This is a genomic window from Desulfosporosinus sp. FKA (assembly GCF_002196785.1).
GTDB lineage: Bacteria > Bacillota > Desulfitobacteriia > Desulfitobacteriales > Desulfitobacteriaceae > Desulfosporosinus > Desulfosporosinus acididurans.
Genome location: NZ_NAHZ01000011.1, coordinates 53,707 through 67,271, shown reverse-complemented (window position 1 = coordinate 67,271; position 13,565 = coordinate 53,707). Strand labels below are relative to the sequence as shown.

Genomic DNA, 13,565 nt, shown 5'->3' with positions numbered 1-13,565 from the left:
CGCTGACTACCTGTTGGCGTCTGATCGACCGCTCTTTAAGAGTCATGGATATCCCCCCTCAAATAATATGAGGTAATTATCTCAATTCTTAAAGGCAGTTACTATGTGCAGAGTTTTTGACAATTACTAAGTGTCAAATAAAAGAGGACTTCCCAAACTATCGGTTTACTATTGAGTTTACCGACTCTAATGGTATTCCGGCGAATAAGGGTGATGTGCAAACATTGCTTAGTTCTATGATTCCAGCTCACTTACAGACAACTTACCAATACGATTACACCATAAACAATAATCAATATGTTGGTACTTTATTGTTACAATCTTTCAACGTAAAGATTAATCCTGTGAAGTTCACAATGCCTAATTTGAATTTTGGTATGTTTACTTCAGGAATGATAAACAACCATAAAAAATCCGTTATCAACTTAAACTCGTTTGTAATGCCAAATTTAAGTGGTGGTGTGCAAACGGCTTTTTCTATGTCTATGGGTTACAAAATTACAATTAAAATGAGGTGATTAACTTGGCTCAATTTGCTGGCATGGTTTTGACAAATAATGGTTTGGCGCTTCAAGCTAAGGCAGAAGCTGGAACTACTTTAACTTTTACAAAAGTTAAAATTGGAGATGGACAGCTTGGAACAGGTCAAACCCTAGAAACTTTAACAGATTTAATACATCCACTTGAAAACCTCCCGATAGCAAGCGTTTCGGCATCAGGAGGTCTTTGTACAATCACTGCTACAATAACAAATGTTGGAATAACACAAGGTTTTTATGTGCGGGAAGTAGGATTATACGCAACAGATCCACAACTTGGGGAGATACTTTACGCTGTAACTAATGCTACAGTAGCAGATTATCTGCCACCTAACAGTGCTACAACAGTTGTAAACAATCAATTTGATATTGTAGTCGTCGTAGGGAATGCTACTTCGATTACAGCTTCAATCTCTCCATCTGGACTTGTCACACAAGATCAATTCAATACTTTGGAAAGTACCGTTAACACTCATGAAACTGTAATTGCGTCACAAACACAACTTGGTCATGTCAAGATTGGATCAGGTATTTCTGTTCAAATTGACGGAACAATAAGCGCTCAACAATTTAATCCATTAGTTTCGCCATTTATTTAATTAATAAGGGAGGTAAATATAAAATATGGCATGGACTCAAACATTATTAAAAAGTGTTAATCCACTTGAAACTGTAGCGTTGACTACTACTGCTCAATTGATTTATACATCACCAGCATATAATTCTAATACAACAACTCCAAGTGCAACGGCAAAAATAATAGAAGTTATTATTTCAAATACAACTACAGGAACAGGAACCCCACCTACTTATACGATTTATAAAGTTCCAAGTGGTGGTTCAGCAAGTACGTCAAATATAATTTGGAATGCTCCATTTAAAACTAATCCAGATAGCATTACAATGTCAGGATTAAATACTAGCTTAAAAGCAGGGGATATGATTTATGCAATGGGAAGTGTTACAGGGATAAATCTTACATTAACAATTGAAGAATATCAATAAAGGAAGGTGATTTAAAATGCAATCATCTATTTTTATTGATTCAGCAAACGATACTCAAGGGGGTTCTGGTAATGTTACCGCATCCCCTCCCGAAATATACGAAGAACTTTGGTGGTATTCGGGAGGAAGTACAAGTTTTCCAACCGCTACACCCAATGGTGCTTTTCTTCAAAAAGGGTCTACTAGCCCTGTATCATCAGGAAGTTCTATGGTATTAATTACTCTAAATCCATTACTTAGTCCAAATACAAAATATAGTCTTGAAGCGTCAATTGCCCTTAGTGTTGGCGGTTATACTGGATATGTAGATTTGTATGATATCACGGTAGGTCAAGCGGTTGCTACTTCTCAAATATCCACAACAACAACAACATTTACATTAGTTCGTTCAAATCAATTTACATTGATTCCTGGTCATCAATATGGAATAAGTTCATGGTGTCCTAACTATAGTACAGCCGCTCCAAAAATAACAGACGCATCTCTAATAATCTTCCCTCAATAATCCAATAAAATGTATATTTGATGGTAAATATCGAACCATATAACCCTTGATATCAGCGGTTTGTACGTTTTTGTACAAGTTAATTTTATGAATTTATGATTTTTAGGTAAAAACTTAAAGATATTAATATTTTTAAAAGAGAAAGTATTAGAACTTTCTCTTTTTTGTCTAAAGGAGAGTTTTAATTGAAAATTTACAATTGCTTTTCACAAAAGCTCGCAGGATTTCTTTTAATTAATGGATTTCCTCTTATCGGTCTTAAATCAGATTTAAAGAAGACTGGAAAAAATGTTTATTTATTTAGTGATTCAATTCAATTAAGAGAAGCAATCAAAAAGTATAAATAAAATTTAAAGGAAGAAGGTTGTTTAAACATGCTTAAAAACAAATATAGAATTGAAAATGATTTTGTTTATATTATTATGGATAACTCTAAACATGGTTATTGTGAAACCAGAATTTCATTAGAAGACATGTCTAAAATATTATCTATTAATGGTTCTATATATCCACAAAAAGACAAACAAGGTAATTTACGTGCGAATATATATTTTAAAAACGAGCGAAAATATTGTCAATTATCAAGGTATATACTTGATGCTCCAAAATCTTTAATGGTTGATCACATTAATCATAATACACTTGATAATACTCGCAACAATCTTCGTTTTGCTAATGCGTCTCAAAATACACAAAATCAAGGCAATGTACGTTCTGATAACAAATCAGGTTATCGTGGTGTGCTTTATCGTAAAAGAGAACAAAAATGGTTAGCATATGCTTATTTAGATGGCAAACGTCATGAATTAGGACTATACAATACGCCTGAAGAAGCAAATGAAGTTGTTACTAATTTTAGAGCAATGTATCAAACTTTTTCTAAAGAACATAGAGAAATAAAAAATCCTAGTCTACCAAAAATCAATCATGTCAAAGGTAAAGAAAACAAAAGTTGTGGAGTAAAAGGTATTACTTACAATAAACAGAAACAAAAATATTTCGCTCAAATACGAGTTAAAGACAAACTCCATCGAAGTAGGGGTTGTGATACTCTTGAAGAAGCAATAGATGAGTTAAATAAATTAAAAAATAAATTAAATTTATTATAAAGGATGGTGTTTATATGTGTTCAATTCATACGATTTAAATAATTTAAGTTTAGTTAATTCATCTTCGGGGTATAAGGAATTCTATGTGCCGTTGTGGATTTATTCGAGTGGGTATTTAAATGCAGGTGGCTACAATTCTGCTGGAAATGCTTTTGTTGGCAAAGGAACCGTAAATGCAACAGCCTCCAATTTACCTAATGCCATTTTGCATAAATTAAGCTCTAGTTGGTCTGCAAATACTAAATTTGCACTTGAATGTTCCTTTTCTGGTCAACAATATACAAATTATATAGCATTATGGGATTTGACTAGTGGTACAATTGTTTCTTCTTCGCAGATTTCAACCACTTCAACAACCATGACATCATTACGTTCTAGTCAATTTACATTAATTCCAGGGCATAACTACGGGATTACTTTTTGGAATTCAAATAGTTACAATGTTTATATTAGTAAAGCCCATCTTGTAGCAATAATGTCATAACCAAAACCAAATAAAATTGAAGTTTTCTCGGAATATCAATTTCTACAACCCTTATAAATCAAGGGTTTTACGCCCTTTAAGGTAGGTGATGAAAATTAATATTTATACTGCATCTCAAGAAAGTTTAGCTAATTCTGGTGGAAGTTCGATTGTGGAAAGTAAAATTCCTTTGTGGTGGGCTGATGGGACTAGTGCTGGATCAGGAACAAATGCAGGTAATAATGTAGCGGGTTATATATTCTTACATGATGGTGGTTCATTATCCAATGTAGTAGATAGTTCTGAACATTTATTTATTATTAATTCTAACTATGCCGCATCACAAAAATATTCCTTTGAAGCAACATTACTTGTATCATCCTCAGTTATATATTGTAATGTAGGAATATGGGACTTTACTACAACTTCTTTAGTTTCTGGTTCTCAAATTAATTCTAATTCAATTTCTGCAACTACAATAAGATCAGGTAATTTTACACTTGTTCCTAGTCATATTTATGGTATAACTTTGTGGTGGTCTGGATCTGGAGGTTATACGTTTAGCATCGTTGACGCATCCCTTATCGTATTCGGTTAAAGGAGTGATAAATAATTTATGATATGTTACACAAATTCACAAACTGGTGAAATCTTTGGAATGATTCATGGAGAAACAGAAGAAGATTTCGCTGGTGTTACTAAGTTAACTTCAGGTGCAGATTATGCCGTTTTAGTTGATACAACAGGTTTTGTTGATTCTAACGGCAATCTTTTGCCCAATAATATTTATACAGTTACCAATGTAAAACCTGTGACAGATAAACAATTCTATGTTCTTTGTGCTACTGGGACACTTATTGCAACACCAATTTCGGCAGATGTTTTATTGGCTAATGCTAAGTCTGCCAAAATACAAGAGATAACTCAAGCATATGCCTCTGCTGTAAATTCGACTTTTACTTCTTCTGCCACAGGCACAGCATTGGTTTATAACTTTAGTAATGTCGGAGTCGAAGGAACGCCTTCACCGCAAGATACTTGGAATGATTTATTTAAAGCGATTGATAAAAACCTATTACCTTCAACAGCTTTCCCCATGCCTATAACTTTAGCCAATGGTACAGTGGTAAATCACACACAGGCCCAATTGCAACAAATTGAGGCTGATATTGCGGCTTGGAAATTTCCACTTTACCAGAAGTACCAAAAGTTAGTTACTGGGGATATTCCGAATGCTACTACTATTGATGGGGTAAACGCTATTAAATGGTAAGTAAATATAATAAATTACACACCAAATAAATACATAGTTCTTTTGTCAAACTCAAAACTCCTATAAATCTTTTAATACCCCCTCTGAACGGTAATATATGTCCCTAAAAGAGTAATATATGTGCCCAAATGGGCATATTATGGGTACAAAAACCGTTCGGAGGGTGATATAATATGGACAAGAAGAAGGTGGATAGTCCTCAAGAGGAGGGAAAGAATATGCCAGCATTAGCTAACAGCGTTCTATTTCATAAATCAGAAAGAATTGTATCTAGAAGAACTAACAAATTTTCAAAAATGTCTAAAAATGATATCAAAGAATTTAATGAAGTAACTAAAAGAACAAGAGGATTAAGTGGAATTACCTATAAAAATGTTTTTGGAGATGGTAAATAATTGACAGCTAGATACTTAAACTCTGATCATTGGTCTGAAATAAGTAGAGGTCATATGTTTGAGGCAGTTATTTATTATCCCTCAGATACAAAAAGACCTTTAACTTTTTTTATACCAGATGAAGACAATAAGAACAGAGGTTCAGTTATTTCCAGTATTGGTGATTTTAAAGCAAAAGAAATTAATGGTAGAAAAAGAGCAGTCGTACAACAAGCAATTGTTGGCATGAAACCACGAAAAGTTTTGATTTTGTCTAATGATGAATTTAATGCATCTACTGATTTTGAATTTGTGCAAGTTGCACCAATTATGTCAATTGATGATAAGGATAAATCAAAACAGTGGTATCTATTAACAAAAAATGATGAGCATCCTGCGTTTGTTTATCTTTCTGAAGAAATAACGGGTCGGGAATGCTATATTGACATAAGTGAAATTATGAGTATACATAAAAGTATGTTATTATCAAAAATCAAATGTTTACCAGTTGATCGAATTAAAGTAGTTGAAGATAATATATTAGAATGTCTTGATTTAGGGTTTATTGAAGATCAACAAGATATTAGTGTTAGTGATAAAGTAATTTAATAAAATAATTTATTTAGAGAGGTTTTAACCTCTCTTTTATTATTTCTAGGAGTGGATTTAGTTCTGCTCTTTTTTGTTTTGTGTTTCTGGTGGTTTTGATTGATTGTGAGGTGAAAATTAAATGGAATTTTTAGTTGGTGATATTATATTAGTTCATGGAGATAGTTTAATTTCAAAAATGATTAGCGGTGTTGAAAATTCTAAATATACCCATACAGCAGGACTGGTACGCACAAATGAATTAATTGAAAGTAATTGGAACGGTGTTCAATGGCAAGCTTTAGATTATTATTCTGGAAATGCAGATGTATTTCGTTGCCCAATGTTGACAAATGAAAAACGTTTGTTAATTCCTGATTTAGCAATTAAAGAATTGCATAATCCTTATGATTATGAACTATTAGGAGTTCAATTATTTAGATATTGGCTACATGTCAAATTACCTTATAGTGAAGGTAAAAAAAGAGAATGTTCAACATTGTGGTCAAGGATTTATAAGGAATTGGAGATTGATTTGTGTCCAGGTGTTGAATTTCCTAGTCCGAAAGATTTGGGAAATAGTGAATTACTTTATAAAGTTGGAAGTTTGTAAAAGAGAAACACCTTTGATGATGGTGTTTATTCTTATATCTGGAAAGAGGTGTTCAAATGGGAGAACAAGAGACAACGGATATTGCAGTGCTTAAAGAACAAGTAAATTCTCTACGAGACAGATTAAGTACATTAGAAAAAGATGTTCAATCTAAGTTTGATCGAATCGAAAAGAAACTTGATGATGCTATTAAAGGTAGACCAAGTTGGGCAATGGCGATTTTGTTGAGTAGCTTAATGACTGTATGCACAGGTTTAGCGGTTTATATTCTTACGCATTAAAGAAGGTGAAAGAAATGAATGGAATTGATTGTGCTACAAGATTAACTTCTTCTTCTGCTCAAGTTTTAAAAAGTTCGGGAGTAGAAGTTGTCGGTAGATATTTAGGGCATACACTTTCAAAAGGTTTGACTTCAGACGAAGTAAAAGCTATTCATGGTGCAGGTTTAGATTTGTTCCTTATCTTTGAATTATCACCACTTGAAGCTTCTTATTTTACATTTGATAAAGGTGTGTCTGATGCCAAATTTGCATTACAAGAGGCTGAAAATTTGGGTGTTCCTCAAGGAGTCTGTATCTATTTTACAGTAGACTATGAAGCTCAAAGTGCTGATATGTCAGCTATTGCAGAATATTTACACGGTATACATACAATTTTAACAGGTAAGTATCTCGTTGGTGTCTATGGTTCATATGCAGTAATAAACGCTATGAAAGGGGCAAATTATCCCCCTGACCGATATTTTCAAACCTATGCTTGGTCTTACGGAGCAAAAGTACCTAATCATATCTATCAGTATAAAAATAATGTTATGGTTGGTGGGGTTTATGTTGATGAGGATTATGTTAATGACGATGCAGGGTTATGGAGTAAAAATATAGTAGATAAAGTGAGTGAAAATGACATGCTTGATGTATGTGTGCTCTTAAATACAAAAGAAGATTTTTGGGATGGTTTTGATGTTTCCGTAAAGAATGGTTATTGTCCTATTGTTGTTCGTCCTAATCCTACTACTATTCCTGATGTAGCAATGAAAGCTAAACATCTTATTGTTGTCGGTGGATCAACGACTGGACATCAGAATGAAAAATTATTGAATGGTAATGACAAATATGATACTGCGGCGGCAGTTAAGAAATATTTAGGATAATTTGAAAGGGGAGTAACTTATATGGATGTAGTTATTAGTTTATTACAGCAATATTGGGGAATTGGTGCTGTAGTAGTTGGTTTTGGTGTCTACGCTTTCTTTAATTTGCAAAGTGCAAAGAAGATTATTTTATCCGTAATGTTGCAACTTGAAAAAAATGCCGAGGCATTAGTATTATCTACTGGTGAACAAAAATTTGATTATCTTGTTACTAGGGGATATCAAATCCTTCCGCAAAGTGCTAGGGTTTTTATCACTCCTGCAATGTTTAGTTCGTTGGCACAAACTTTATATGATCGGGCTAAGAAGTATTTAGAAATTCCTGTGACTAGTGATGTAATTGAAAAAGATGAACCAGAACAACAAACCGCATAAGTTATGGACTAGGATTTTACTCCTAGTCCTTTATTATTTACAATTATTATTGTTCATTAAATAATATTTCCCCTAATTTTATACAATTGACTTGTCCAAAAACTAAGATTAAAATAGAAATAAATATTGACTTATTGTAGTAGAAAAAGTCAATAAACTAAATCAAATAGGTGGTTTGCAAAAACCATGAAACCCCTGATACAAGCGGATCGTAGCGATGAACATAGAACGTCAGAAACCAACAAACTCAGAGTTCATTGCTCTTTTAGCTGACAAATTAAGAGTAATGAGTAAGGTTAGTTAAGGCACTGATACGAGGGGTTTGAGGATTTTGATAAGGCAATGAACTTTTTGTTCGCTAAGCACTTTCCTTTCATACGTTTATCTGTATGATAGGGGAGGAAAATTATTTTGAAGTATTCTAATTTTGACCTAAGAATCGAAGAGTTTATGCTCTATTGTACGGCTGAAGAGGGGAACAACAATCCCTTTGTGCGTAGGGACAGAGGTAAACCCATTTGTGTGAATACCATTAATAATTACGTTAGGAATATTAAATTATTTTTTAATTGGCTTACAGATGAGGACGAGTAAAATAAAATTTCATGACTATAGAAATTTTGTCATTACTTTACTTCTTCTTGATACAGGCTGTTGAATTTCGGAATGCTTGGGGATTAAAGTTGATGACGTTGATTTAAAGAATCAAAAGGAACGACTTATTTTCTTTTCCGTCAAGTTAAAAAAGGAATTGAAAAATTGGATCCGATATAAGGATCGTTATGTGACGAATGAATTACTTTTCCCTTCAAACAAAGGGAATTTGCTAAAGCCTACCAATTACGAAGGAACATTAAATAAAATTGGCAAGAGTTTAGGGATTGAGTTATTCCCTCATCGCCTTCGAGCTAATTTTGCAATGTATTATCTTCTAAATGGGGGAGATATATATACTCCATCTCGAATATTGGGTCATTCTAGCTTAGAAGTCACAAAAGTTTATCTCCAAATAGATGATCAAAATGTTTCTCGACGGTATCAGAAATTTAGTTCTTTCAAATGGGTTGAATGTTACGTAATAAAAGCATCCAAATTAAGTTTCTCAGTAATCAATAGTATAAAGGAGAGAAAACGCCTCTAACTTGCTTTAAGTGCGTTTAGAGGCGTTCAGTATCATTAATAATCCACCAGTAGTATTAAGAAATAATAGCCCCTGCAACAATTAGAATGCAGGGGATTTGTTTTGACAAGACCGAATTTCAACTCGCTGAGCCAGTTAACATCTGTGAAAGGGTATACTGACTTGGATCAGCTTTTCGCAGACTTGAAAAAATGAAATATACCGTCAAATTCACCTCGAAATTCAAAAAAGATTACAAACTTGCCATCAAGCGAGGAATATATAGGAATAGGAACATGCAAAATGGTAAGGATTATATTGGGTAAGGTGGTATATTCTTGGAAGATAGGAGAAATGCATAAGAGGTTAATATGAATAAGATTTTTCTCTATAAATACCCAGATGGTAATCTTTATGGCGTAGTAAAACCTCTGGAATCAAACGCACTTGCAAGTATTAAAGATCTAATGGATGATATCAAACGACAAACTAAGGAACTTAAAAATGGAACTCATTTAGATGGTTACCTAATTCCTTGGGGGCATAATGCAGAAACATTGGTAGTTCAAGAAGGGAGTTTTAATTGGAGTAACAGAGGATTTTACTACGAAGTTAAACAACCAGTTCTATAGTAGTTTACAAATAAACTACTTAACTAAATCGCGAATTTGAAGATCATGCTTTGCACATCTAAAGGCGTTCATTTTTCTTGACATTTTACCCGTGTATTGTTTTTTCTCGCGGTTTGCAAAGGTAATCAAATTGGTTATAATTAAGACCGTCAGCAAAGGTTGACAAGATTTTTGTCAACCTTTTATATATTAGCACTTTGTCTATCAGTGGAGGAATCAATTAAAATCATGGATGTTATTGTCATTATGATGTGGGTTGGATTTGCCTTTATTCATAGTCTATTAATTGATTTGAGATTTACTGATTGGATGAGGCGATTGTTGGGAAGATACTATGCATATTATCGAATTTTTTATAATCTACTTTCCATTCTCCTGTTTATGACGTTTCAAAACTACACCAAATCTATAGACACAAAATTGGTCATAAAGTTTGTTCCCCCATGGACGATTTTACAATCTGGCTTGATTATTTTCTCATGCCTGACAATTTTATGGGCCTTTGTAAGTTATGATCCTTTAGAGTTTATTGGTATCCGTCAGATAAAGGAGTTTGGGGAGGAAAACACTCTCCCTAAGGCCATTACTAATAAAGGACTATTGGGCATAGTTCGTCATCCGATGTATTTAGCCACGATCGTACTTATGTGGAGTCTGAATTCGTCAAGGATAGATATTATAGTTCATACAATTCTAACCGTTTATATCCTAATAGGTATTAGGTTAGAGGAAAAGAAACTTGTTAAACAATTTGGCTTATCGTACATGAGATATCAGAAGAAAGTTCCAGCCTTGATTCCGTTTATGAAACGAGTGGAATAGTTGTTGTTTAGTTCGTTTTGGCGATACCTCATTGGAAGACCAACAGAGATGTTACGTGCTCAGAAACTTCGACTAAAGTTCTATTATATGTTTAGCTTGAACTTTATGTAGAACGTTTTACAAGTCGAGGAGAATGAAGTCGAAAGAGAATGTCCGAAAAACGCTAAGGAGGGATTTCTTTTGAAGGGAAAGCTGATCGTTATAGAAGCTGGTGATGGTTCAGGTAAAGCAACGCAAACAAAATTATTATTTGAGCGGCTAAAAGCAGAAAATTATACTATAAAAAGAGTGGAATTCCCTAATTATAAGAGTGATTCCTCGGCCCTAATTAAGATGTATTTAAAAGGGGAGTTCGGTAGGAATCCTAACGATGTGAATCCTTATGCTGCTTCTGCTTTTTATACGGTTGATAGGTATGCATCCTATAAGAAAGAATGGGAAGAGTTCTACTTAGGAGGCGGCATTATATTAGCTGATCGCTATACCACCTCGAATATGGTTCATCAGGCCTCTAAATTATTGGATAAAGGAGAAAGAAAAGTTTATCTTGATTGGTTAGAAGATTTGGAGTTTCAAAAATTTAAACTGCCTGTTCCGGATTGTGTAATTTTCCTCGACATGCATCCTCATTTTAGTCAAACCTTAATGAATAATCGCCAAAATAAATTTGGCGGTGAGAATAAGGATATCCATGAGAGTAATTACGAGTATTTGGTACATTCATATAACACTGCCTGTGAAATAGGTGCTGATTACGAATGGAAGAGGATTGATTGTGTCTCAAACGATAAACTGAGAAGTATTGAAGAAATTCACAACGATATATACATAACTGTCAAACAGTTGCTAGATTAGAAAAAAACAAAGCCACAACTCTCAGGTTGTGGCTTTAAATACATTATGGTGCGCCCGGCGGGATTTGAACCTGCGACCTCCGGCTTCGGAAACCGTCACTCTATCCACTGAGCTACGAGCGCATAAGAGGACACTTCTTTACTTTACCCAATTTGTTCCGATTTGTCAAGATCGAAAGCTCATGATTTGGTCGGGAAGTTGTCTCCTAAAGGAGTCTGCTGTATAATGCTACAAGGAAAATAACTGAGCTGATTCAAGAAATGAGGAATTTCATTGCACTGGAAGCAGATAAAAGAGACCTTTTCTTGGCAATTATTAAAGCACCTCTTAGGAATAATTCTCGGTGCCACAATAGTGAGTGTAAGTATTAATACTTTGATCATTCCTAACCGCATAGCGGATGGCGGGGTTACAGGGATTGCGATTATTTTGCATTATTTGTTTAAATGGCCTGTGAGCTGGATTATATTGGCTTTAAATATACCTCTTTTCATCGTAGGGCTTAAATTAGTTGGACGCAGATTCTTACTTTTAAGTGTGTTGGGTGTTGCTGTTTTGTCAATGACTCTCTCTATGACGACCCAATTACCCCCTTTAACTCATGATACGCTGTTGGCCGCAATTTCTGGCGGGGTTGTTTCAGGGATCGGCATGGGAATTATTTTTCGTTCGCGAGGTTCTCTGGGCGGTACAGATATTTTGGCTGTTTTATTTGCGAGAACGACGCCTTTCAGTGTAGGTCAGATTTTACTGGCAATTGATGCGGTAATTTTTATGATGGCGGCTGTTTTATTTAAACCAGAAATGGCCATGTATGCCATGATATATATGTTCATTGCGACCCGGGTAGTTGACTTAGTTCAGGAAGGTCTCAGTTATTCTAAGTCAGTAATGGTGGTAACCTCTTGCCCCCAAGAGATTGCGAATGAAATAATGTCCAAGCTGGAACGCGGGGTAACCCTATTTCAAGCGACAGGCGCTTTTTCGGGAGAATCTAAGCAGGTTGTCTATTGTGTTATTAATCGTACGGAGTTGTCTCAATTAAAAGAGATTGTTCGCGAACAAGATCCGATGTCTTTTGTGGCCATTTCTGAGGTTCCTGAAGTCGTGGGCGAAGGCTTTTCATCATGGAAGGGACACTGATAATCCACCACCGATCGAGGAGAGATCAAGCAACTAAACGGCAAGAGGTTGATTCGCTCTTAAAATTTTTAACCAGAGAATCGCAATGACACTTACTTTGGGGATGATTCATTATCTAATTTACTTTCAGGAGGCCAAGTTCCACTGGCTTCTGACAATAGTTTTCCTACGGGCATAAGGGTGTAGCCCTTATTTTTTAGCTGTTCTATGACTGTAGGCAAGGCTTGAATCGTATCAGGCGCAGAGTCTGAAGCATGAAATAAAATAATGTCCCCTGCTTTAGCTCCTCCACCTGAGCGTATCCCATTAAGAACGTTATTAACTACTGCCGATGGTCCGGGTCGTTTCCAGTCAAGTGAGTCAACGCTCCATTGAATAACTCGGTAGCCAAGCTTATGGGCGACAGCAATTACTTTATTATCATAAGCTCCATTCGGAGCGCGGATAAGCCGCACTTTTTGACCGGATATTCGTTCTAGAACTTCTTGAGCGGAGGATATCTCCTGTTCAATTTCGCCAGATCCTAAGGTGTTAAGATCAATATGGCGGTTTCCATGGGACCCAATTTCGTGGCCATCCGCAACTATGCGCTGGACTAAGGCTTGATGCTTTTCAGCCCAAGGACTAGAAAGAAAAAATGTAGCGTGAACTCCTTCCCGTTTCAAAATATCAAGAATTGGCCCTGGGGTTTTTTCTCCCCAACTGATATCAAAGGTTAGACCTATAGACGGGGTATTGACTGTTGCCGAATAGATGGGTTTCAGTTTTCCAGAAAAAACTGCAGTCACATTCTCTCGGTAAGTGATCAAAACGAGCAATAAGATTCCCCAAAGAGCAAGGTTACGCCAGGATGGTTTTTTAAAAATGATAAATCTCACTTTGGCATTCCTCCTTTGGAATAAAGATATTCGTTTAAACAGCAGATCATGAGGTGAAAACAAAAAAACGCCCTTTAAGGGCGTTGATTTATTGAGAATTGATTTTCTTAAAAATGTTTAA

General features: G+C 35.0%; 22 protein-coding genes and 1 tRNA gene. 21 read left to right on the top strand and 2 right to left on the bottom strand.

Features of this window, described 5'->3' with window-relative positions; all coding sequences use genetic code 11:
- Nucleotides 1–116: 116 nt before the first annotated feature.
- From B5771_RS02170 to B5771_RS02085, 20 genes are all read left to right on the top strand, one after another.
- Nucleotides 117–518 (top strand): hypothetical protein, encoded by a 402-nt coding sequence (locus B5771_RS02170; RefSeq protein WP_088186041.1) that lies wholly within the window; start codon nt 117–119, stop codon nt 516–518.
- Nucleotides 519–523: 5 nt separating this feature from the next.
- Complete coding sequence (locus tag B5771_RS02165; protein ID WP_088186040.1) at nt 524–1,138, top strand: phage tail protein; 615 nt, start codon at nt 524–526, stop codon at nt 1,136–1,138.
- 25 nt (nt 1,139–1,163) lie between these two features.
- Complete coding sequence (locus B5771_RS02160) at nt 1,164–1,544, top strand: hypothetical protein (RefSeq protein WP_088186039.1); 381 nt, start codon at nt 1,164–1,166, stop codon at nt 1,542–1,544.
- Between the two features lie 16 nt (nt 1,545–1,560).
- Complete coding sequence (locus B5771_RS02155; RefSeq protein ID WP_088186038.1) at nt 1,561–2,049, top strand: hypothetical protein; 489 nt, start codon at nt 1,561–1,563, stop codon at nt 2,047–2,049.
- A gap of 185 nt (nt 2,050–2,234) precedes the next feature.
- Nucleotides 2,235–2,396, top strand: coding sequence for a DUF5659 domain-containing protein (locus B5771_RS24060; RefSeq protein ID WP_172408124.1), 162 nt, complete (start codon nt 2,235–2,237; stop codon nt 2,394–2,396).
- Nucleotides 2,397–2,423: 27 nt separating this feature from the next.
- Nucleotides 2,424–3,158 carry an AP2 domain-containing protein gene (locus B5771_RS02150; protein WP_088186037.1) on the top strand — a complete coding sequence of 245 codons (735 nt, stop codon included), beginning with the start codon at nt 2,424–2,426 and terminating at the stop codon, nt 3,156–3,158.
- A gap of 16 nt (nt 3,159–3,174) precedes the next feature.
- Complete coding sequence (locus tag B5771_RS02145) at nt 3,175–3,642, top strand: hypothetical protein (RefSeq protein WP_088186036.1); 468 nt, start codon at nt 3,175–3,177, stop codon at nt 3,640–3,642.
- An 88-nt stretch (nt 3,643–3,730) separates the two neighbouring features.
- Nucleotides 3,731–4,219 (top strand): hypothetical protein, encoded by a 489-nt coding sequence (locus B5771_RS02140; RefSeq protein ID WP_088186035.1) that lies wholly within the window; start codon nt 3,731–3,733, stop codon nt 4,217–4,219.
- Nucleotides 4,220–4,279: 60 nt separating this feature from the next.
- Entirely contained in the window at nt 4,280–4,894 is a 615-nt protein-coding gene (locus B5771_RS02135) for a DUF4376 domain-containing protein (RefSeq protein WP_140417670.1), read from the top strand.
- A 173-nt stretch (nt 4,895–5,067) separates the two neighbouring features.
- The gene (locus B5771_RS02130; RefSeq protein ID WP_088186033.1) at nt 5,068–5,289 is read left to right on the top strand and encodes a hypothetical protein; all 222 of its coding nucleotides are present in this window, start codon (nt 5,068–5,070) and stop codon (nt 5,287–5,289) included.
- On the top strand, nt 5,290–5,877 hold the full coding sequence (locus B5771_RS02125) for a type II toxin-antitoxin system PemK/MazF family toxin (protein ID WP_140417669.1): 588 nt from the start codon (nt 5,290–5,292) through the stop codon (nt 5,875–5,877).
- 121 nt (nt 5,878–5,998) lie between these two features.
- Nucleotides 5,999–6,469, top strand: a complete 471-nt coding sequence (locus B5771_RS02120) for a hypothetical protein (protein WP_088186031.1) — start codon at nt 5,999–6,001, stop codon at nt 6,467–6,469.
- 56 nt (nt 6,470–6,525) lie between these two features.
- Nucleotides 6,526–6,750: a hypothetical protein gene (locus B5771_RS02115; protein WP_088186030.1), complete on the top strand. Its 225-nt coding sequence runs from the start codon at nt 6,526–6,528 to the stop codon at nt 6,748–6,750.
- A 14-nt stretch (nt 6,751–6,764) separates the two neighbouring features.
- Nucleotides 6,765–7,619 (top strand): glycoside hydrolase domain-containing protein, encoded by an 855-nt coding sequence (locus tag B5771_RS02110; protein WP_172408123.1) that lies wholly within the window; start codon nt 6,765–6,767, stop codon nt 7,617–7,619.
- Between the two features lie 21 nt (nt 7,620–7,640).
- Nucleotides 7,641–7,994 (top strand): hypothetical protein, encoded by a 354-nt coding sequence (locus B5771_RS02105; RefSeq protein ID WP_088186028.1) that lies wholly within the window; start codon nt 7,641–7,643, stop codon nt 7,992–7,994.
- A 411-nt stretch (nt 7,995–8,405) separates the two neighbouring features.
- Entirely contained in the window at nt 8,406–8,588 is a 183-nt protein-coding gene (locus B5771_RS24630; protein WP_242966700.1) for a hypothetical protein, read from the top strand.
- Nucleotides 8,589–8,664: 76 nt separating this feature from the next.
- Nucleotides 8,665–9,135, top strand: coding sequence for a site-specific integrase (locus tag B5771_RS02100; protein WP_242966699.1), 471 nt, complete (start codon nt 8,665–8,667; stop codon nt 9,133–9,135).
- A 350-nt stretch (nt 9,136–9,485) separates the two neighbouring features.
- Nucleotides 9,486–9,746 carry a hypothetical protein gene (locus B5771_RS02095; protein ID WP_088186027.1) on the top strand — a complete coding sequence of 87 codons (261 nt, stop codon included), beginning with the start codon at nt 9,486–9,488 and terminating at the stop codon, nt 9,744–9,746.
- 228 nt (nt 9,747–9,974) lie between these two features.
- Nucleotides 9,975–10,568 (top strand): NnrU family protein, encoded by a 594-nt coding sequence (locus B5771_RS02090; protein WP_242966698.1) that lies wholly within the window; start codon nt 9,975–9,977, stop codon nt 10,566–10,568.
- A 180-nt stretch (nt 10,569–10,748) separates the two neighbouring features.
- On the top strand, nt 10,749–11,423 hold the full coding sequence (locus B5771_RS02085) for a deoxynucleoside kinase (RefSeq protein WP_088186026.1): 675 nt from the start codon (nt 10,749–10,751) through the stop codon (nt 11,421–11,423).
- 46 nt (nt 11,424–11,469) lie between these two features.
- Here B5771_RS02085 and B5771_RS02080 read toward each other — a convergent pair.
- Nucleotides 11,470–11,545: transfer RNA gene (locus B5771_RS02080), tRNA-Arg, on the bottom strand.
- A gap of 151 nt (nt 11,546–11,696) precedes the next feature.
- Here B5771_RS02080 and B5771_RS02075 point away from each other — a divergent pair.
- Nucleotides 11,697–12,566, top strand: coding sequence for a YitT family protein (locus tag B5771_RS02075; RefSeq protein ID WP_088186025.1), 870 nt, complete (start codon nt 11,697–11,699; stop codon nt 12,564–12,566).
- A 92-nt stretch (nt 12,567–12,658) separates the two neighbouring features.
- Here the strand turns inward: B5771_RS02075 and B5771_RS02070 are convergent, their stop codons facing one another.
- Nucleotides 12,659–13,444 carry a polysaccharide deacetylase family protein gene (locus tag B5771_RS02070; protein WP_047808239.1) on the bottom strand — a complete coding sequence of 262 codons (786 nt, stop codon included), beginning with the start codon at nt 13,442–13,444 and terminating at the stop codon, nt 12,659–12,661.
- Nucleotides 13,445–13,565: the final 121 nt, after the last annotated feature.